Source organism: Nonomuraea sp. IBHARD001 (assembly GCF_056106265.1).
Genome location: NZ_JBWBBW010000002.1, coordinates 5261882 through 5282074 on the forward strand (window position 1 = coordinate 5261882; position 20193 = coordinate 5282074).

The window sequence follows — 20193 nt, forward strand, 5'->3', positions numbered from 1 at the left end:
TTCCGGGGCATGAGGCGCTTTCGTCGGTATCGTTCGCAGATGCCTGACTCCTACTGGAATCACAATGTGCACTACCATCCGCTGATCCTGGCGGCGGTGCCCGATGGATGCGAGCACGCGCTGGACGTCGGGTGCGGCGATGGCCTGCTGGCCCGCAAACTGGCCGCCAAGGCGGCGAAGGTGACGGGCATCGACAAGTCGGCCGAGATGATCCGCAGGGCCAGACAGCACAGCGCCCACCTGGGCAACACCGTGTTCGAGCAGGCCGACCTGCTGCGTGCCGACCTGCCCGACGGCGGGTTCGGCTTCGTCAGCGCGGTGGCCGTGCTGCACCACCTCGACTTCGCCCAGGCCGCCGAGGCCGTCGAACGCCTGCTCGCACCGGGAGGCCGGCTGGTCGCCGTGGGCCTGGCCAGGAACGCCGGGCTTGGCGACCTGCTCCTGAGCGCGCCCGGTCTGCCCGTCTCGCTGACCCTGGCCAGGTTGAGGGGCGGCAAGGGCGTACCCGACGGCATGCCGATGACCGACCCTGACCTGAGCTGGGCCCAGACCCGCGAGGCCGCGGCCAAGGCCTTCCCCGGCAGTGTGTTCCGCCGCCACCTGCTGTGGCGCTACTCCCTGGTGTGGGACAAACCCTGACACCCGGCCGAGGCTCAGCCGTTGCTCAGGCCGCGCAGGAACGTGGCCGCGACCGGCGCCGCGACCTTGCCGCCTCCCGATCCGCCTTCCACGATGACCGCGAAGGCCAGGTCGTCGCGGTAGCCGATGAACCAGGCGTGGGTGGACAGGTCGTCGCCCGCGCCGAACTCGGCCGTACCCGTCTTGCCCTTGGTCCCGGCCGGAAGGCCCGCCGCCTTGGCCGTGCCCCTGGTGACGACGGCCGCCATCAGCCGGTCCATGTCCTGTTTGACGCCGTCGGGCAGCGCCCGTTCCTCGGCCTTCTGCTTCAGGCCTGGCACCAGGGTCGGCGGGCGCCAGGTGCCGTCGGCCACGGCGGCGGCGACGGTCGCCATGACCAGTGGGCTGGCGGTGATACGCGCCTGGCCGAACGACTCGGCGGCGAGTTCGGCGTCGGAGGTGGCCATGGGCATGCTCGCCTTGGCCGCGGGCACGCCGATCGCCAGCGGCTGGTTGAAGCCGACGCCTTCGGCCGCCTCCTTCAGCTTTTCGGCGCTCAGGCGCTCCTTGGTCATCGGGGCGATGGTGGTGTTGCACGAGTAGGCGAAGGAGTCGGTGAACGACAGCGAGCCGTACTCCGCGTGCTCGGAGTTGCGGATCTTCAGCCCGCCCACCGTCACGTACTTGGGGCAGGTCACCCTGTCCTGCACGCCGACGCCCTCGGCGAGCAGGCCGATGGCGGTGACGGCCTTGAACGTCGAGCCGGGCGGGTAGGCGCCGTCGATGGCCCGGTTGAAGCCGCCCCTGTTGTTGACCACCGCGAGGATCTCGCCCGTCGACGGCCGGACCGCGACCAGTGAGGCCGGTTTGTCCAGCTCGCGTACGGCTCCGACGGCCGCGTCCTGGATCCGGCCGTCCAGGCTGGTCTGCAGGGACTTGCCGTCCTTGCCGTCGATCGTGCCCAGCGTCTTGCCGTCGAGCCTGATCTCGGTGGCGGGCGTTCCAGCCAGGCGCTGCTGGAAGGTCTCCTGCAGGCCGCCCCTGCCGACCGCGTCGCCCACCTTGAACGAGGTGCCGAGCTTGGCGACGTCCTTCTTGGTGGCCTTGTCCAGGAAGCCGACCAGTTGCTGGATCGAGCCGCCGACACTGCCGTCGTCGATCCGCCTGCCGTCGGCGTCGGTGATCTTCGCACGCTGCGGCCATCGGGTCTTCAGGGCGAACGCGGCGCCCGGCTTGAGGTCCGGGTGCAGGGCGGCGGGCGTCCAGTCGACCTTCCAGTGCCGATCGGCGATCTTCAGCGCCAGTTTGCCGCTGTAGCTCCACTCGCCGACGCCCTTGAGCGTGAGGGCGGCCGTGTAGTCCATCGTGGCCGTGCCGTCGCCCGTGGCGACCGCCTTGCCCGGCGTGACGACCTTGACCGCCTCCACGGCCAGCCCCTTGCGCTGCTGGTCGTATGCGGCCAGGTCGGCGGGCGCGGCCAGCTCGGCCGTCATGGCCCCGGCGTCGGCGCGCTCCCACGCGGCGAGGAAGCGCCCCGCGCTCTCCTCGGGCGTGCCGCGCGTGTGCAGCACGTAGTAGGCGCCCCCGCCCGCGAGCACACTGGCCACCGAAATGATCACGACTGTACGGCCTCGCGGCACGGCACATCCCCCTGTGGTCGATTGACCCAGGCAGCCTAGCGTGGACAAATAGTGACATAGTGCCGTTTGGGGGGCCGCCCAGTGTCATATAGGGGGTGCCCTGTGGTCAGCCTTTGACGCCTTTCACGAGCTCCGGCGCGTTCCGGAGCCGAGGCCGGTTCACACGCCTCTCAGGGCCGGGGCAGGCTCATGCGCCCCCTCCGCGCCGAGGCCGGTTCACGCCCCGGCGGCCGCCTTGACGCTGGCGGCGTACTGGGCGACGTACTCCTGGCCGGACAGCTCCTGGATGGCCGCCATCACCTCGTCGGTGACCCGGCGCCGGTCGCGGGCGCTCCTGTGGTCGCCGTCGAAGACCAGCGGCTTGCCGATCGTGATGCCCACCTTTGCGATGCGCGGCACCGTGGCGCCGACCGGCAGCACCTTCTCGGTGCCCGACAGCGCCACCGGCAGCACCGGAGCGCCCGTCTTCAACGCCAGCCACGCCACGCCGATCTTGCCCCGGTAGAGCCGCCCGTCGGGCGAACGCGTGCCCTCGGGATGAATACCGAACAGCTCCCCGCGCTCCAGCAGGTCGGCGGCGCCGTCGAGCAGCTTCTGCGCCGCGCCCGCCGAGTCCCTGTCGGTCGGCAGGCTGCCGCCGAGACGCATGAAGGCGGCCGAGACCGGATTGCCGTTGAAGTATTCGGACTTGGCGGCGAACGTCACATGCCTGGGCAGCAGCGCGGGCAGCAGGAAGGAGTCGATCACCGACAGATGGTTGGCGGCCAGGATCGCGGGCCCCTTCACCGGCACATGGGCGGCCCCCGAGATGTGCGGGCGCAGCAGCGCGTGCGCGGCAGTGGAGGAGACGATCTTCACGACCTGATAAAGCAACGGGCTCTCCTGGATCGACGGGCGCACCCAACCATAAAGCAGGCGCCCCGCTCGTGAGAGCGGGGCGCCTGGTGGAGCCTAAGGCCGATGTGGCGGTCGCCTCCTCGGCGAGGTGCACAACACGGCTCCAGCCGAACGGTATTCCGTGAAGGCGGTAATTTGCGGCCCGGGGGACACAGACCACATCGGCCTCTCGACTCTAACGGACATCCGGGGGTCGCTATTCCATCAGGGCCAAAGATTGCGCCCCGAGTCTCGACAAAGTTGCGCGAAGCCGCGCCGTGAGGAAGGCGCGCTCGGCCTCCGTGCCCACCAGTTCCAGCGCCCTGCCGTACTGCACGGCCGCCTCCTCGTGCAGCTCACAGGCGGCCGCGTCGTCAGGTTCGAGTGCCGCGGCCCTGGTCAGGAGCTCGGCGCGGACCGAAGGCAGCAGATGGTGGCGCGGCAGCCGCTCCTCCAGACCGGCCAGCAGGGCCAGGCCCGCCTGCGGCCCGCGCGACTCGGCCACGGCGACGGCCCTGTTCAGCCTGACCACGGCCGATCCGCTCATGTCCTCCAGCACGCCGTACAGCGCCGCGATCTCCGCCCAGTCGGTGTCGGCCGCCGTCGCCGCCCTCGCGTGCTCGGCCGCGATGGCCGCCTGCAGCAGGTACGGCCTGGGCGGCCCCGGGGTGAGCAGGGCCAGGGCGGCGTCGATCTCGTCGCGGTGCCAGCGCGTGCGATCCTGGCGTGCCAGCGTGACCAGGACGCCGTCGGCGTCGAGCCGGGCGTCCCTGCGGGCGTGCTGCAGCATCGCCAATGCCAGCAGTGAGCGCACCTCGTCCGCTTCGGGCAGCAGGTCGGCCAGCATCCGGGCCAGGGCGATCGCCTCCTCGGCGAGTTCGGCGCGCACCAGCCCGCCCTCGGTCCCCGCGTACCCCTCGGTGAAGATCAGGTAGATCACCGCGAGCACACCGTCGAGCCTGGCGGCCAGATCGGGGCCCTCGGGCACCCGGTACGGGATGGCGGCCTGGCGGATCTTCTTCTTGGCCCTGGTCAGCCTGGCCGCCATCGTCGCCTCGCCGACCAGGAACAGCCTGGCGATCTGGCGGGTGCTCAGCCCCGCCACGCAGCGCAGCGTCAGTGCGACCCTGGCCTCGGGTGCGAGCGCGGGGTGACAGCAGGTGAAGACGAGACGCAGCCTGTCGTCGCGCAGCACGTGCGGGTCCTTGGGCTCGGGCACCACCAGCAGCGGCGCCCGGCGTGCCGCGTACGCGCCGCGCCGCGCGCGGTCGGCGGCGCGCCGCCTGGCCACGGTCAGCAGCCAGGCGGGCGGATTGTCCGGCTCGGGCGGCCAGGCGCTCACCGCGGCCGTGTACGCCTCCTGCAGCGCCTCCTCGGCCAGGTCCAGATCACGCAGTTCGGCGGTGAGCATGGCCAGCAGCCGCGCCCAATGACCGCGGTAGGCCCGCTCGACCGCCTCGTCACTCACTCCTGGTACTCCACCACCGGGCGGATCTCCACGATCGGCGCAGGGCAGTGCCCGGCCAGCTCGATGGCCTCGTCCAGGTCGGAGGCGAGGACGGAGTAGTACGCGCTGAGCCGTTCGGGCGTCGGGGCGAACGACTCCCGCGCCGCCGTCTCGCCCCGCAGCGTCATGGCCTCCCCCGCGGGCGCGAGCAGCCCGGCGTGCTGCAGGCGCTCGCCGAGCAGCCCGGTGAACTCCTTGTGCGCGGCCTCGTCGTGCCCGGCCCCCGCGGTGTAGGTCAGCAGCAGGTACCTCATGCGATCACCTGCCTGATCTCGACGCCGGCCGAAGGCAGCGCCGCCGCGAGCTCCAGCGCCCGCGCCATGTCGGCCGCCTCGACCACGACATAGCCGCCGATCTGCTCGACGCCCTCGGCGTAGGGGCCGTCGGTGACCAGGAAGGAGCCGTCGGCGTTCTTCCTGACGGTGGTGGCGTTGGCCGAGTCGGCCAGCTCGTCGCCGCCCAGGCCGCAGCCGTGCTCGGTCAGCAGGGCGTCGAAGCGGCCCCACTCGGCGAAGACGCGCTCGCGCTCCTGCGGGCTCGCCTCCGCCCACTCCCTCTCGTCGCCCACGGCCAGCAGTACGTATCTCATCGGTGTCCCTCCTGTGGTTCGGGTTCGCCCTCATGTCGCGCGGCGGCCCTGCGGATCGACAGCTCTTCGATGATTTTTCCCGGCTCGTCGGCATGGAAGCGCAGCAGGCGGGCCTGACCGCTTCGGCCGAGCGGCCTGGTGACGGTGATCGGCTCGCTCAGTTCGACGGTGACCGTGCTCTGCGCCGACACGACGAGGTCCAGCCTGCCGTCGGCCAGCTCGATCAGGCCGCCCGAGTGGTAGCGCCGCTCGGCCCGAACGGCGGTGACGAGCCGCAGCGGCACCCGCAGGTCGAACGCGGCGCCGTACCTGAGGCGCAGTTCCTCGTCGTCCACGACGTGCGGCCTGGTGACGGCGGAGGCGTAGAGGGCGGCGAAGAACACGATGGAGTACACGTGCAGGATCGCCATCACGGTCCGCACGAGGGGCCACGGCAGGATGGAGCCGACGACCACCCCCTCGACCACCATGGCCGCCATCAGCCCGAACACCATCGCCCGCGCGTCCCTGACGTACCCGAATCCCGCGCTTCCCGCCCCCACCCCGTGCCTGCGCCGTGCGGCCAGCAGCCACAGACTCCCCAGCAGCCGCACCTCGTGCCGCAGCACGCGCCGCAGCGGCTCGGGCACCGCATGCCGTACGGCATGCCCGAACGCCGCGCGCCGCGACAGGCCCTCACGCCTGGCCAGGCGGGTGTGGTGCGCCAGCACACCCGCCTCGGCGACCAGCAGCAGCCCGATCGCGCACTCGGCCGCGACGATCACCCCGGTGGGCACGTCGACCCCGGCCAGCAGGCAGACCAGCAGGACGATCTCACCCGGCAGCAGAAGGTAGGCGGCCGTCCGCACAAGGCGTGTCATCGGCCCGCACCTCGGCCCGGCAGCAGGAGGCGTCTCATCGGTCCACCCCTTCGCCCGGTAGCAGGAGGGCGGCTCATCGCCCCGGCCCTTCGACGATCATGGTCATCGCCAGGCGGAGGACCTCGGCCTGCGCGGGCGCCAGGTCGGCGTACAGCGCGTCGGTGAAGGCCGAGTCGTCGAGCACGGCCCCCGCTTCCACGCCGAGCTCGCTCATCAGCTCGACCGGCACCACGGCGGCCAGCCGCACCGCCAGCTCACGCACCCGGGGGTCTCCGGCGTCGGCGTCCGCGATCTCGTCCATGGCACGGTAGAGCTCGGCGACCCTGCCCACGTGCTCGGCGTCGGCGGCCAGCGGGGCCAGCAGCCGCGTCACCCGCTCCCTGTCGGCGGGCGCGGCGGCGGTGTCGAACAGCGCCAGCCACTCCCGCTCGCGCCGCAGCATCCCCGCCACACCGCCCTGCCCGCCCTCCAGCGCGCCGAACAACGCCGCCATCTCCGGCGAGACCGGGTCGTCGGGATGCAGGCTCTCGCGTTCCAGGAGTACGGCCAGCCTGGCCCTGCGCTCGCCGAGCTCCGCCTGCTGCCTGGCCAGGTCGGCGTCCAGGCCCTGCAGGACCTCGCGCAACTCCTTGTCGCCGTCGCCCGCCAGGACGTCTGCGACCTCGTCGAGCGACAGGCCCAGCTCGCACAGCCGCCTGATCCTGGCCAGCACGACGGCGTCGCGCAGACCGTACACCCGGTAGCCGTTGGCCAGCCGCCGGGGTTCGGGCAGCAGGCCGAGATGATGGTAGTGACGCACGGTCCTGGTCGAGACCCCCGCCAGGTCGGCAAGCTCTCCGATCCTCATGCGGCCATTACAGACGTTGACGTTACGTCAATGTCAACGCCGGACCCGACGGCTACTCGCCCGCGAAGGCCAGTCCTCGCGCCGCGAGCTCCTCCCTGAGAATGGCGATGCCCTTCTTGCCGATGCCGTGCAACTCGAGCAGCTCGGCGGCCGAGACGCTCGTCAGGTCGGCGAACGTGGTGTAGCCGTGCAGTGCGAGCACCCGTTGCACGGTCTTGCCCGTACGCCGGGGAAACTCGGTCACCGGCAGCGCGTCCTCCTGCGATGCGGGCATACCGTCCTCCTCTGCTCGTACGCGTCTCCACCAACCTATCGCGCGACGGGTTCGGCAGGACGAGGCGACGGTCAAGGCCGAACTCCACACGGCTTGTAGCGCAGCGCGGGCATCCCCGCTCCTTCGCCCGTCAGGCGATGGACTCGTTGCCGCCGTCGACCGTGAAGGCGGCCGTGGTGTTGGTGTCCGTGGCGGTCTTGCGCAGGGTGAGGCTGATCGCGCCCGAGCCGCCGGGCAGGATGGCCGACTCCGTGACGCGGAAGCTGGTGGGCAGGGCGCCCTCGGCGAACAGGCGCTTGCCCTGGCCCACGACGACCGGGAACTGCAGCAGGCGATAGGTGTCGACCAGTCCGGCGTCGTGCAGGGTGCGCGCCAGGCGCCAGCTGCCGTGGACCTGGAGTTCGCCGCCGGGCAGCGCCTTGAGCTCGCGGATTCGCTCGACGACGTCGCCGCGGATCACACTCGTGTCGCCCCAGGCGGCGTCGGCGTCGCTGAGGGTGTCGCTGACGACGTACTTGCGCCAGGTGTTGAGCGCCGTGGCCACCAGGTTGTCCGGCTCGGTCACCTGCGACCAGTAGCCGCGCATCATCTCGAACGTCGTACGCCCCAGCAGGAAGGCGTCGGCCTTGCGGAACCAGCCGTCGACCGGGTCGAGCTGGCCTTCGGTGCTGTGCGGCACCAGCCAGCCGCCGCGCTCGAAGCCGCCGCTGCGGTCCTCCTCGAAGCCGCCGGGGCCCTGCATGACGCCGTCGAGGGTGACGAAGGTGTTGACGCTGATCTCCATGATGTTCTCCCTTGCTGCGGTCCGGCTTGTGAAGACGACAATGCCGGGCCGTTCTTACGGTCCGCTTCAGGCCCTCTTACGATCGGCCGGTCGCACCTGTTCGGTCATGGGGGCGCAAACCACGCAACCGCAGGTCGGCTGGGTCCAAACAGGCCGGCCACCCCCAACGGCTCTGACCGGCCGCACGGCCCATCGTGCCTGGTAGAAGCACTACGAAGCGCCATATCCCGGCGATATGACAAAGTGTTGGGTTACCTGTTGATGAGGGGACAGTGTCCACTGGTAGAACCCCGGACGCCGGGGCTCCCGCTGTTCACCCCCCACAAGGAGCCACGAGTGAACCCCAAGATCAAATTGGGGGCTGCCGCCGTGCTCGCGTTAGCCCTCACCCACACGGGCTTGGCGAGTGCGCAGGCCCAATCAGAACCACCAGCACAGCCTCGTCAGCTGGCGATCTCCACCGGCGAAGGCGCGTTGCTCACCAACGCGAGCGCCCTGCACGCCACCGCCAGCGAGGACTTCCAGCTTGCCAGCGCCGTACAGGGCGTCAAGGGATTGCAGTTCCTCACCTACAACCGCACCTACAAGGGCCTGCCCGTCACCGGCGGCGAGGTCGTCGTCGGCACGGACGCCAGCGGTTCGGTGATCAACTCCGTCGTCACCGGCCAGCGTAGCGAGATCAACGTCTCGACCAAGCCGGCCGTCAACGCCGCCACCGCGGCCGTGACCGCTCGTGGCACCGCCACCCGGGTGACCGGTGTGAGCACACCGAAGCTCACCGTGCACGTCAGCACCGGCAAGGCGCTGCTGGCCTGGGAGACCGTGGTCACCACCACCAACCCCAACGTCCTGCACGTGTACGTCGACGCCAACACCGGCAAGGTCATCGAGAGCATCGACCTGGTGCGCGACACGACCGGCAACGGCCACCACAACGGCACCGTCACGATCGACACCTCGGCCACCTCCGCGGTCGACTCCACCCGTCCGGGCCTGCAGTGTGGCGCCCAGGGCGGCTCTGCCTACCCGGTCTCCGGTGGCGCGCTGGGCAACGGCGGCGCCGCCGACCTGCCGACCGCCTGCGCCGACGCGCTGTACGCCGCGCAGAAGGAATGGGACATGCTCCGCGCATGGCTCAACCGCAACGGCGTCGACGGCAACGGCCGCACCTTCCCGGCTCGGGTCGGTCTCGCCGAGGCCAACGCCTACTGGAACGGCAGCTACACCAACTACGGCCACAACGGCAAGTCCGGTACGGCCCGCAAGAACCTCACCCCGATGGACGTCGTCGGCCACGAGTACGGCCACGCGATCTTCCAGACGACCCCCGGCGGTGCCGGCAGCGGCAACGAGTCCGGCGGCCTGAACGAGTCCACGGGCGACATCTTCGGCGCCCTGACCGAGAACTACGCCAACAACCCCAACGACCCGCCGGACTGGCTGGTCGGTGAGGAGACCGGCCTGGGCAGCGGCACCGGTGGCGCCATCCGCAACATGGCCAACCCCTCGCAGCTGAGCCACCCCAACTGCTACACCGGCTCCTTCCCCGAGGTCCACGCGGGCGCGGGTCCGCAGAACCACTGGTTCGTGCTGACCGCGGCCGGTACGAGCGCCAGCACCCGCTGCGACAACGGCCCCTCGATCACCGGTATCGGCGTGCAGAAGGCCGGCCAGGTCTTCATGACCGCGCTGAACAACAAGACCTCGCCCTGGACGCACCTGAAGGTCAGGGTGGCCACGCTCAACGCCGCCAAGACCCTCTTCGCGCCGAGCTGCACCGAGTTCAACGTGGTGCTCGAGGCCTGGAAGGGCATCAACCTCGCCCCGCGCGCCGGTGACCCGACCTGCACCACGCAGAGCAACGACTACACCGTCACGCTCGACCCCGCCTCCGGCTCCGTCGACCCGGGCCAGAGTGCGACCACCACGGTCAGGACCACGACGACCAGCGGATCGGCTCAGCAGATCACGCTGTCGACCGGCCCCCTGCCCGCCGGTGTCACCGCGTCGTTCAGCCCGGCCACCATCTCCTCCGGCCAGACCTCGACGCTGACCCTGAACACCTCGGCCTCCAGCCCGCAGGGCAACCACCCCGTGACCGTGCTCGCCGACGGCGCCTCGGTCGACCGCCAGGTCGGCTACACGCTGCGGATCGGTGAGGTCCAGGGCCAGGACGACTACTCGCTCGGCCTCAGCCCCACCTCGGCCTCCGTGGCCGCGGGCGGGCAGACCAGCACGGTCGTCCAGACCCAGGTGACCTCCGGCAACGCCCAGGCCGTCGCGCTCACCGCCACCGGCGCCCCCGCCGGTGTGAGCGTCTCCTTCAGCCCCGCCAACATCCAGTCGGGCCAGACCTCCACGGTGAACATCTCCGTGGGCGCCTCCGTCGCCCCGAACACCTACTCGATCACCATCAACGGTGACGGCGCCAGCGTGGACCGCTCGGCCACGTTCAGCCTCACCGTGACCGGCGGCCAGGGCACCACCTGGCAGACGTGGACCGCCTACGCGACCGGCGCGCAGGTGACCTACAACGGGGTCAACTACCGATGCCTGCAGGGCCACACCTCCCTGCCCGGCTGGGAGCCCCCGAACGTCCCCGCCCTGTGGCAGCGCCTCTAGGCGAACCGCCACGTAGCACCTAGCACCTAGACAGTGACCTGGGCTCGATCTCCTTCGGGAGGTCGAGCCCTCGTCGTTCCGCCCCTCTTCCGAGTGAGGGCTCCAGGCCGCATGATGGCGGCATGGAAGATCACAACACCGCGTACGCCGTCGACGCCGAGTCCCTGCTCGCCCTGGCCGACGGGCACCACGCCAGGACCTCGCGCTCCCTCGGGGTACACACGGTCGCCGGGCACCTGGTCAAGGTGTACGCCCTGGAGGCGCCCGGCAGGTCGGTGACCGAGGGCGACCGCAAGACGATGCTCGACCTGGCCGCCTCCTCCCTCGCACTCGGCCGCACCCGAGGCACCCTCGGCCTGGCCGTACTCATCGTGCACGCCGGCGGCGACGGCGACTACGTCCTGATCCACTCCTGGATCGAGGGCCACATGTCGGACCTGGCGGTCTTCGTAGGCCAGGCCGGGCTTCCCGAGACACTGCGACCCGGGCGGGTGGGGTTGGCACCATGCGTGTGGGAGGCGGCACTGTTGGCGCACGAGAGGGAGGCGTTCGTGCGTCATGTGCTTGACGGGAGTGAGGGGTTGGAGGAGCGGTTGGAGGCTTGGGGGGGTGACGTGCTGGAGGGGTCGGTGCGGTGAGCACTTCGTTCGCGGGCTGTTGCTTCTCTTCGCGGTGGTACGTCGGTACGGGCAGGGGGTCGCGCGCGTGTTGCACGTCGTCATCACGACGACGCGTCGACGGAGGCCGGGGCGTCGACGGAAGCCGGGGACGACGGCCGCGCTTGGAGAACTACGCCACCACGACGCCGCTCGAAACGGCGACCGTGCCTGGAGATGACGCCGACGCGACGAAATCCCGACGGAGGCCGGCGCACACGGGACGACAGCCACACCTGGAATACACCGCCACCGCGACGACACCCAGACGAGGGCGGGGGCGTAAGGGGCGACAACTCCGCCTGGGGGAACGAAACCAACATCCCGCCGCCCAGACGACGAAGACCAGGGCACGAGAGGCGACAACCGCACGGCATACGCCCCGCCCTGATATCGAGGGGCGCCGCGATGGAGTCCAACCGGAGGCCCGGACGCGAATGCCGACAGCCGCGCGGCATCTGCCCGGACGTCAGACAGCAAGACCACCACTGTGACGATGTTCGGCAGACAGCGTTCAGGCGGAGAGGTCTGGCAGACAGCGTTCAGGCGGGGGCCAGGGCACGTAGGACCAGACGGAGAAGTTCGTCGGCGAAGGCATCGGTGAGCGGCCCGGTACGCAAAAGCCACCGATAGTGAAAAGGCCCATAAATCAGCTCGACGGCCAGATCGAGATCGGCGTCCGGATCGACCTGCCCCGCCTCCTGAGCCGTACGCAACCGCGCCTTGACCGCGGCCAACGTGGGATACAGGACACGACGCAGCCAGTCGTCGGCCACCAGTGGATCGGACTGCACCTCGGTATTGAGCGCCCGCCACGTACTCTCGAACCGAGGATCATTGAACTCCGCGACGGTCGCCCGCAACACCGCCCCCATATCGGCGGCGAAATCCCCGGTGTCAGGCAACACGACCTCACCCGGCTGCGTGGCCAGAAACGCATCCAACACCACGGCCGCCTTGGAAGGCCACCACCGATAGATGGTCTGCTTCCCCACTCCCGCCCTGCCCGCAATCGCCTCAACACTGACCTTCGCGTACCCCACCTCAGCCACCAACTCATGAGCCGCCACAAGAATCGCCTGCCGCGAACGCTCACTACGCCGTTTAGGATCGGGCCCCTTGTCACTGCTCATATTGCGCAACCTACCGTCACCAGGCTCGCCCCAAGGCGCAGCACACGGCTACGGGCTGGAGACGCGCCCGCACTGGACCCCAGACGGGCTGAAACAAGCAACCGCCTAAGAGACGCGACCGGGTTGGCACAGGCGGCAGACGGACAGACGGGCTGGCGGCTGGCGGCTGGCGGCTGGCGGCTGGCGGCTGGCGGGCAACCTTGACGGGATGCAGCGCTAGCGGCAAGCGGACGCTCTGAAGATCACCCATCCCCCAGCCCAGCGCATACTTCCTGACTCAACTGAACCAAGTCTCGGTTCCCCTCTCCACCCTCCACCCTCCACCCTCTGCCTTCGCCCCTTCGCCCCTTCGCCCCTTCGCCCCTTCGCCCCTTCGCCCCTTCGCCCACGATGATGCCAACCGTGCAGCCGTCGGCCACGCCAGCAACGAAACCCGCCGCCCCAGCCGGATCCCCACACATTGCCCTTGAATCGCCGAAACCTGCTTCGGCCCCAAACCGCTACGGAATGAGCTGCGACAGCACGGGCCCACCGACCGACTCTTTCCCCCACAAAGCCTCAACAGATTGAGCCACCCCATCACCCGCACCCGCAGCCCCGAGCGTTGAACCCCGCACTCACACCCCGCGCCCACCCCGCACTTTGAGCGCCGTACCTTCCCCGCACCTTCACCCGCGCCGCGCCCTGCCTCGAACCCCCGCCTTGCGCCCGGCCCCCACGCCCGCGCCTTAACTCAACCTCTCACGCCCACGCCCGCACTCCACGCTTTTGAACCCGCACCTCCCGCCCACGCCCGCACCTCGCGCCTTGAGTCCCGCGTCTCGCGCCCTGCGCCCCACAACCTGCGACCACTCGCCACCACCATCCCCAACAGCCCAACCAATCGACCAAACGAGAACCCAAGGAACGAACCTACGACCTGGCGACCCCCGCCATACGCAGCGCGAACTCCGCATAAGTGTCAGCGATCCCCTCAGGCGAATACGGCAGCTCACTCCCGTACCAGTTGGCCACACGCATCCCCATACCGCTGATCGCAGTCACCGCAAGAAAGGCGTCAGGCAGGTCGAACACACCCGCCCGCCCCCCATCCTCAAGTACGTCGAGCAACATCTGCCTGCCATCAGCGCGCAGGCGCAACACCGGAGCGGCCAACTCCGGCGACAGAGCATGCAACTCATTGTTGGCCACGACCGCAAGCAACGGGTACTCCGCATGCACCAACACATGCGCCTTGACCAGCGCCCGCAGCCGCTCGACCGGATCGGCATGCGTCCCGAGCCAGGCCCGCCTGAGCCTGACATGGTGTCCCTCATGTCCAGCCCGTACCAGCTCGGCGAGCACATGCTCCTTCGAGGGAAAGTGCGCATAGAGCGTGGCCGACCGGATCTGGCACGCCTCCGCCAAATCACGGATCGACGTCCCGTGAAACCCCCACTCAGCGAACAGCCGCAACGCCTCCCCCAGAATCCGCCCCTGCGTCCCCGCCACCCGCACCCCCGGCGGCAGCCGTACCTCATGGGCAACAACACGCCGCTGGTCAGTAGAGATGCTCATACCCCTGCCGATCGATCGCTTGAACAAACCCGCAGCCCATTCTCACCCAACCGAGACCACCCCCGACCAGAGAACCCCTCCCCGCCTCCCTCCCGAACCGATTCACCGCCCCCACCAGGCGAACTCGCCAGACCCGCCAGATTGCACACTCTGCCCAACCAGGAAAGACGTTCATCACGCACATGCAGCACCACGCCCCCGACTGCGAGCAGCCCCTCGCATCAGGTGATCCACTCCTGCCGGGCAAGGCCCGCAAGGTTCACAAGGACGAACCCCCGCAAGCCGACAGCAAGCAACCCAAACAACTACAGCAGACCATCGAGTCGATCGACCGCCCCCCATAGACCACTCCGACCTGAAACGACACAGGCCCCGAACCCCAACGGACGTAGTCACCCGCACCATCCCCCAGCTCCTAGCACCAACCACAGCAATCCAGCACAACGACAAAACAGACACCCCCACCCCACCCCGCACCACCGCCCGCCAATCGCCAATCGCAGACAGTGACCACGAAATCAACCACCCACCCCAACACCAAGCCGAAACGAGCACTGGCCGCCCCAACCGATCGATCGGTAGGCTCTCATTCATGCACCCGATCGCCTCCACAGCCCAAGGCAAGGTCCGCGGCACCACGACCGACGGCATCACCTCCTTCCTTGGCCTGCCGTACGCCGCCGCCCCCTTCGGCGAGCACCGCTTCCGTGCCCCCCAACCACCCACCCCATGGGACGACACACGAGACGCCCTCACGTACGGCCCGACAGCCCCCAAACGCCCCTACCGCCCGCCACTCGACGAACTCCTCCCCGATCCGGACATCCCCGGCGACGACTGCCTGAACCTGAACATCTGGACCCCGTCCCTCACCCCCGACGCCCTACCGGTCATGGTGTGGATCCACGGCGGCTCCCTGCGCAACGGCTCCAACGCCCTCGACCTCTACGACGGAACCGCGTTCGCCCGCGACGGCGTCGTACTCGTCTCGGTGAACTACCGCCTCGGTATCGAAGGCTTCGGCGTCTTCCCCGACGCCCCGGACAACCGAGGCCTGCTCGACCTGCTCGCGGCACTGCGCTGGGTACGCGACAACATCACGGCATTCGGCGGCGACCCCGGCAACGTCACCGTGTTCGGCGAGTCGGCCGGCTCCATCGCCATCGCCGCCCTCCTGACCAGCCCGTACTCCGCCGGACTCCTGCATCGCGCCATCATGCAAAGCGGCCCGCCGGACTCGCGCCCGCGCAAGGTCGCGGCCAAGACCACCACACTGATGGCCACACATCTGAGCATTCCCGCCACCGCCGAGGCATTCGCCGCCGCCGACCGGGACAAGGTCCTCGACGCCCAGGCGGCCGTCACCGCCAAATCCAGTCCGATCGGCGGCGGCCCCGGCTTCTCGATCGTCGTCGACGGCGACGTCGTACCCGCCGACCCGCTCCAGGCCCTGCTCGCAGGCGCGGCCTCGGACGTCGACCTCCTGATGGGCGCCAATACCGAGGAGTACCGCCTGTGGTTCGTCCCCACCGGCGTAGTGGACAAGATCACGCCCCTGACCCTGCGCCTGGCTCTCCTGAAATTCGGCGTCAAATCCCGAATCGCCAAGCTGTACCGCACCAACCGCCCCACAGCCCGCCCCGGCGAACTCCTGGGCGCCCTGGCCACCGACCTTCTCCTCCGCATCCCCCTCACCCGCATAGCCGATGCCAGAATCCCCCTGAGCAACACGTACATGTATGAATTCGCCTGGAAAACCGCCGTCCAGAACCTGGGCGCCTGCCACGCCCTGGAAATCGGCTTCGTCTTCGACACCCTCCACACCTCCGCCCAAACAGCCCTGACCGGCCCTTCGGCCCCCCAACCGCTGGCCACCCAAATGCACCGAACCTGGGTCGCCTTCGCCTCTTCCGGCACCCCCGGCTGGACGCCTTGGACGCCGGAACGCCCGGTCATGGTGTTCGACTCCCCCGCCTCCGAAGTGGTCATGGGCGTCCGGGAAGACGAACGCGCCGCCTGGGGATGGTGAACCGGCAGCCACAGCCGCCCAAGGCCAAAATCACCCCATCTCACCCCGAAGAACCCCGAAGGCGTACTCGGCAGCAGCCACCGCCTCGGGGTACACCTCATCAGCCGTGAGCCCCTCCTCCAATCGCCACAGATTCCGCTCGGCCAGCACTCGCCGCACGCCCAGAATCCGCACCGCCAGCAGGTGCGCCTCCAACCCCGGCCCACCTCCCCCTCCTTCTCGCAGATCTTTGCCCCCGGCCTCATCCAGCGCCTCCGCCAGCGCCAGCTCGTCAGCCGCCATGTGCTGAAACAGCCGCGCCACCAAACTGGGCGTCGAGTACACCAATCGCAGATACGCCACCACCTCAGGCGCATCGTTGAGCCCGGTCACCGGATCACGCAGCTCCAACCCCTCCAGGAAGTGCCGTCGGATCGCCGCCAGCGCCCCTTCCCCCGCCGCCCGCTCCCGTACCACCCGGGCCGACTCCCCCCGATGATCGGCAATGCGGTGCAGTACAAGATCCTCTTTCGTCGGGAAGTACTTGAACAGCGTGGGTTTCGACACCTCCGCCGCAGCCGCCACCTCGGCCACCCCCACCTCGGCGAACCCACGCTCCATGAACAGCCTGACAGCCGCGACAGAGATCGCCTCGCGGATGCGCTGCCGCTTGAGCTCACGAAGACCAGTCATATCCTCACCCTAGCAAAGCATTAACTGAGTTAATCTCTTAACCGAGTTAACCTACGTAAGCGCTCATCGCCGGGGGAGCATCCATGATCGACGACGACCCACTCAACGAGGACCGCGCCCACCTCACCCGCAGCCACCAGGCCATACGTGCCATGCTCGAAGGCGCACGCAACAACGTCATCGTCGGCGAAAGCGTCGCAGGCGACCGCTACAGCGCCGAACGTCTCGGCCGCCACCTCAAAAGCCTCGCCGCCCAACTCGCCGACGCCCCGAAGGGACCGCCCTTCTTTGGCCGCCTGGACTTCACCCCCGCCGACTCCCCGCACTCCGACACCTCCCACGCCGGTCAGCGCTACTACATCGGCCGCCGCCACCTCACCATGGCCGCAGGCAGTCAGCCCGTGGTCATCGACTGGCGCGCCCCGGTCTCCCGCGCCTTCTACCGAGCCAGCACCCACACCCCGCAAGGCGTGTCCGTACGGCGACGCTTCGGCTGGGACGACCTCACCCTGACCGGCTACGAGGACGAACACCTCACGACTCCCGAAACCCGCAACTCCCTCACCAGCCATCTCGTGACGACCGAAATCGAACGCCCCCGGGTCGGCCCCATGCGCGACATCGTCGCCACGATCCAGCCCGAACAGGACGACCTGGTACGAGCCCCACTGGAGCACTCCATCTGCGTCCAAGGAGCACCGGGCACCGGCAAAACCGCCGTAGGCCTGCACAGAGCCGCTTACCTGCTCTACACCCACCGGCAACGCCTCCGAGCGGGTGGCGTCCTGGTCATCGGCCCGAACCGCGCCTTCCTCGGCTACATCTCGGCCGTCCTGCCCACCCTCGGCGAGGTGGACGTCGAACAGACGACCGTCGAGGCCCTCGTCCACCCCGGCGACCCCGTAGGCGTCGACACCCCCGCAGCGGCCCTGGTCAAACACGACGCCCGCATGGCCGATGTCCTGCGCCGAGCCCTCTGGAACCGCGTGACGACCAACTCCGCCGAGACGATCACAGCCAACGACGGCCCCTTCCACTGGCGCGTGGAGGCCGACGCCGTACGCCGCATCATCGACGAGGCTCGCCTCAAAGGCAGCGCGCTCCGCCGAGAACCGCACGTCCACAAAGGCACGACCACCCCGTACACCGTCGCCCGGGAACGAGCAGTGGCCAGAATCGTGGACCACATGCGCCGCCAGGCCGAAACCCGAGGCCTGGCACCCGACGGCATCTGGACCCGACGCATGACCAAAGTGGTCACCCAGGCCATCAACCCCACCTGGCCAGCCGTACGAGCCGAAGAAATCGTCACAGACCTGCTGAGCGACCCGCACACCTTGGCCCAAGCGTCCGAAGACCTCCTCACCCCCGAGGAGCAACAGGCGATCCTCTGGCCCCGGCCACCTCGAACGTACCGAAGCGCGAAATGGTCCCCGGCCGACGTCGTCCTGCTCGACGAAGCCGCCTGGATGCTGCGCCGAGGTCAGAGCCACGGCCACGTGATCGTCGACGAGGCCCAGGACCTGTCGCCCATGCAGTGCCGGGCCGTGGCCAGGCGAAGCGAACACGGCTCGCTCACCGTGCTCGGCGACCTCGCCCAGGCCACGACCCCCTGGGGAGCCCAATCCTGGACCACCCACCTGACTCACCTGGGCAAGCCCGACGCCCAGATCATCACATTGACCACGGGCTACCGCGTACCCGGCGTGGTGGCCGCCCTGGCCAACGCCCTGCTGACCACGCTCGACGTCGACATACCACCAACCCATTCCTTCCGCCAGGACGGGACCCTGCGCTACCTCCCAACCCCATCTGTACGGGAAACCGTCGTCGAAGCGGTACGAGAAGCGCTGACGCTCGACGGCTCGGTCGCGGTCATCTCGGCCGACAACGCGACCGAAGCCCTGGCCGTGGCCCTCTGGGACGCCGGCCTGAACATCGGCCAGCCCGGCGACAACAGCCGTCTCCACGTCATCCCGTCCTCCTCCGCCAAAGGCCTCGAATACGACCACGTCGTGGTAGCCGAACCCGCCGAAATCGCCAACGCCCAACAGCGAGGCCCCAACCAGCTCTACGTAGCCATAACCCGAGCCGTCTCGCGCCTGGACATCGTCCACAGCACACCTCTCCCCCACGCTTTCCTCACCTCCCTCGCACAAGGCACCACGCTCCTACCAAGCCCACGAGGCGCTGCGCCTCAAACCTCCACATGAACTCCCGCACGCAGTCCACACCTTCGCTTTCGCGCACTGCCTGCGGCCGGAGGCACCCGGATGTCACGTGCCGCGCGAACCAAGCGCAGAAATCACCTGCCAGGCAGCCAGAGCCGTGTCCTAAGCGATTCGCCGAGTTGCCCACGAGCGGCACCAGCGAGGTCGACGGTCGGTCACGGCACTGGGTAGCCCAGCAGTCAGGAGCGGCAAGCAGAAGCCGGAAGGACTGTCATCGTCGGGCGATGGTCACCTCCGGATACCGCCGATCCGCCCTCACAAAGAGCTCGCTGGGCCGAGCGGCAAGGTGCTGACCGAAGAAGGCGGCGATGTAGGCCCTCTGCGCAGCAGTCGAGCGAACGGGGTCAATAGTTCCGATGAGTTCAGCAGCCGGAACGCCCTTCAGCTTGCCTACGACCTGAGGCAGAAGCGCCTGGAGATCGGTGAAGGAGCCGTGCTGGGCTTTGGCCAGATGAAGCTCACGCTTCCAGCCTGTCGAGGCCGCCCAGAACGGGTCCCAGGTAGGACGGGTACTTTCGACCGACCCAGCAGCCGCAATCTGCAGAACCGGACGGAATGTACCGGTCTTGACGACCGACCCCACGTAGCCGCCGTCCAGGTTGACCGCCGCGTCGACACGACGATCGTCCTGTGACAGCTGCGCGGCCAGAGAGCCTCCCAGGGACTGCCCAAGCAGCCCGATCCTGGTCAAGTCGGGCGCCCCGAGCAGACCGGCGGGCAGCTTGCTGCGATCGGCATCGGGATTTCGCCCCTTGCGCAGCACCGTGAGCTGATCGAGTACGAACGTCAGATCACCCTTCCGTGCTCGGGCATGCTTGGCGATTAGACGGTCGATGACGGGTTTGGTCAACTTCTTGGGCAGTGGAACAGCACGCGCGAGCCTGCCTCCCGGGAACTCGACCTGGTCGGCTTCATAGGTATGGTCGACCGCCACGACAAGGTAGCCATGGCTGGCCAACTCCTCCACCAGCGTCGTACCGAGCGTGCGAGGACCTCCATCCCCCGAGGAGAACACCACTACCGGAAGCACCCCCGCCCGACGATCCACCGGCGCCCCCACCCTGGCATGCGTCTTCGTCGCGGCCCAGTCGACCGAACCCGGCGCAATGCCCAGCCCAGGGGCCGAATGCCGATCCCAGTCGGCGGCGGCCAGCTTCGACATGTGGGGAGCCAAGGGGAGGTCGCCGCTCACGGTCAAGGCCGGGTACCAGACGCTCACCATGAGCTCACGAGGAGGCACCGGACGCCCTTTCCCACGATTGGGCAGCAACGGATCACGACGTGACCGATCCACCAGA

18 protein-coding genes are annotated in these 20193 nt (G+C 69.1%); 5 read left to right on the top strand and 13 right to left on the bottom strand.

Annotated elements, in window-relative coordinates; all coding sequences use genetic code 11:
- Positions 1-39: 39 nt before the first annotated feature.
- Positions 40-639 (top strand): class I SAM-dependent methyltransferase, encoded by a 600-nt coding sequence (locus ACTWNK_RS26055; protein ID WP_474307162.1) that lies wholly within the window; start codon positions 40-42, stop codon positions 637-639.
- Between the two features lie 14 nt (positions 640-653).
- Here ACTWNK_RS26055 and ACTWNK_RS26060 read toward each other — a convergent pair whose 3' ends face one another.
- The 9 genes from ACTWNK_RS26060 to ACTWNK_RS26100 all read right to left on the bottom strand — a co-directional run bounded on the left by ACTWNK_RS26060 (position 654) and on the right by ACTWNK_RS26100 (position 7995).
- Positions 654-2237 carry a penicillin-binding transpeptidase domain-containing protein gene (locus ACTWNK_RS26060; RefSeq protein WP_474307163.1) on the bottom strand — a complete coding sequence of 528 codons (1584 nt, stop codon included), beginning with the start codon at positions 2235-2237 and terminating at the stop codon, positions 654-656.
- A gap of 237 nt (positions 2238-2474) precedes the next feature.
- Entirely contained in the window at positions 2475-3131 is a 657-nt protein-coding gene (locus ACTWNK_RS26065) for a lysophospholipid acyltransferase family protein (protein WP_474307164.1), read from the bottom strand.
- Positions 3132-3351: 220 nt separating this feature from the next.
- A complete protein-coding gene (locus ACTWNK_RS26070) occupies positions 3352-4602 on the bottom strand; it encodes an RNA polymerase sigma factor (protein ID WP_474307165.1) in 1251 nt (416 codons plus the stop codon).
- Positions 4599-4895 (bottom strand): YciI family protein, encoded by a 297-nt coding sequence (locus tag ACTWNK_RS26075; protein WP_474307166.1) that lies wholly within the window; start codon positions 4893-4895, stop codon positions 4599-4601. The genes ACTWNK_RS26070 and ACTWNK_RS26075 overlap by 4 nt, the downstream gene beginning before the upstream one ends.
- Positions 4892-5230, bottom strand: coding sequence for a YciI family protein (locus ACTWNK_RS26080; RefSeq protein WP_474307167.1), 339 nt, complete (start codon positions 5228-5230; stop codon positions 4892-4894). The genes ACTWNK_RS26075 and ACTWNK_RS26080 overlap by 4 nt, the downstream gene beginning before the upstream one ends.
- On the bottom strand, positions 5227-6090 hold the full coding sequence (locus ACTWNK_RS26085; protein ID WP_474307168.1) for a hypothetical protein: 864 nt from the start codon (positions 6088-6090) through the stop codon (positions 5227-5229). The genes ACTWNK_RS26080 and ACTWNK_RS26085 overlap by 4 nt, the downstream gene beginning before the upstream one ends.
- 73 nt (positions 6091-6163) lie before the next feature.
- Positions 6164-6937: a MerR family transcriptional regulator gene (locus ACTWNK_RS26090; protein WP_474307169.1), complete on the bottom strand. Its 774-nt coding sequence runs from the start codon at positions 6935-6937 to the stop codon at positions 6164-6166.
- Positions 6938-6989: 52 nt separating this feature from the next.
- Positions 6990-7211 carry a helix-hairpin-helix domain-containing protein gene (locus ACTWNK_RS26095; RefSeq protein WP_474307170.1) on the bottom strand — a complete coding sequence of 74 codons (222 nt, stop codon included), beginning with the start codon at positions 7209-7211 and terminating at the stop codon, positions 6990-6992.
- Between the two features lie 130 nt (positions 7212-7341).
- Positions 7342-7995, bottom strand: coding sequence for a dihydrofolate reductase family protein (locus ACTWNK_RS26100; protein WP_474307171.1), 654 nt, complete (start codon positions 7993-7995; stop codon positions 7342-7344).
- Positions 7996-8331: 336 nt separating this feature from the next.
- On the opposite strand from ACTWNK_RS26100, the gene ACTWNK_RS26105 reads away from it, so the two are divergent.
- On the top strand, positions 8332-10617 hold the full coding sequence (locus ACTWNK_RS26105) for a M4 family metallopeptidase (protein WP_474307172.1): 2286 nt from the start codon (positions 8332-8334) through the stop codon (positions 10615-10617).
- A gap of 122 nt (positions 10618-10739) precedes the next feature.
- A complete protein-coding gene (locus tag ACTWNK_RS26110) occupies positions 10740-11255 on the top strand; it encodes a hypothetical protein (RefSeq protein WP_474307173.1) in 516 nt (171 codons plus the stop codon).
- A 560-nt stretch (positions 11256-11815) separates the two neighbouring features.
- Here the strand turns inward: ACTWNK_RS26110 and ACTWNK_RS26115 are convergent.
- The gene (locus tag ACTWNK_RS26115) at positions 11816-12406 is read right to left on the bottom strand and encodes a TetR/AcrR family transcriptional regulator (RefSeq protein ID WP_474307174.1); all 591 of its coding nucleotides are present in this window, start codon (positions 12404-12406) and stop codon (positions 11816-11818) included.
- 912 nt (positions 12407-13318) lie between these two features.
- Positions 13319-13963, bottom strand: a complete 645-nt coding sequence (locus ACTWNK_RS26120) for a TetR/AcrR family transcriptional regulator (protein WP_474307175.1) — start codon at positions 13961-13963, stop codon at positions 13319-13321.
- Between the two features lie 592 nt (positions 13964-14555).
- On the opposite strand from ACTWNK_RS26120, the gene ACTWNK_RS26125 reads away from it, so the two are divergent.
- Positions 14556-15992 carry a carboxylesterase/lipase family protein gene (locus tag ACTWNK_RS26125; protein WP_474307176.1) on the top strand — a complete coding sequence of 479 codons (1437 nt, stop codon included), beginning with the start codon at positions 14556-14558 and terminating at the stop codon, positions 15990-15992.
- Positions 15993-16022: 30 nt separating this feature from the next.
- Here ACTWNK_RS26125 and ACTWNK_RS26130 read toward each other — a convergent pair whose 3' ends face one another.
- Entirely contained in the window at positions 16023-16664 is a 642-nt protein-coding gene (locus tag ACTWNK_RS26130; RefSeq protein WP_474307177.1) for a TetR family transcriptional regulator, read from the bottom strand.
- Positions 16665-16747: 83 nt separating this feature from the next.
- Between ACTWNK_RS26130 and ACTWNK_RS26135 the strand changes: the two genes are divergently transcribed.
- Positions 16748-18877, top strand: a complete 2130-nt coding sequence (locus ACTWNK_RS26135; RefSeq protein WP_474307178.1) for a HelD family protein — start codon at positions 16748-16750, stop codon at positions 18875-18877.
- A 229-nt stretch (positions 18878-19106) separates the two neighbouring features.
- Here ACTWNK_RS26135 and ACTWNK_RS26140 read toward each other — a convergent pair whose 3' ends face one another.
- A complete protein-coding gene (locus ACTWNK_RS26140; RefSeq protein WP_474307179.1) occupies positions 19107-20057 on the bottom strand; it encodes an alpha/beta hydrolase family protein in 951 nt (316 codons plus the stop codon).
- Positions 20058-20193: the final 136 nt, after the last annotated feature.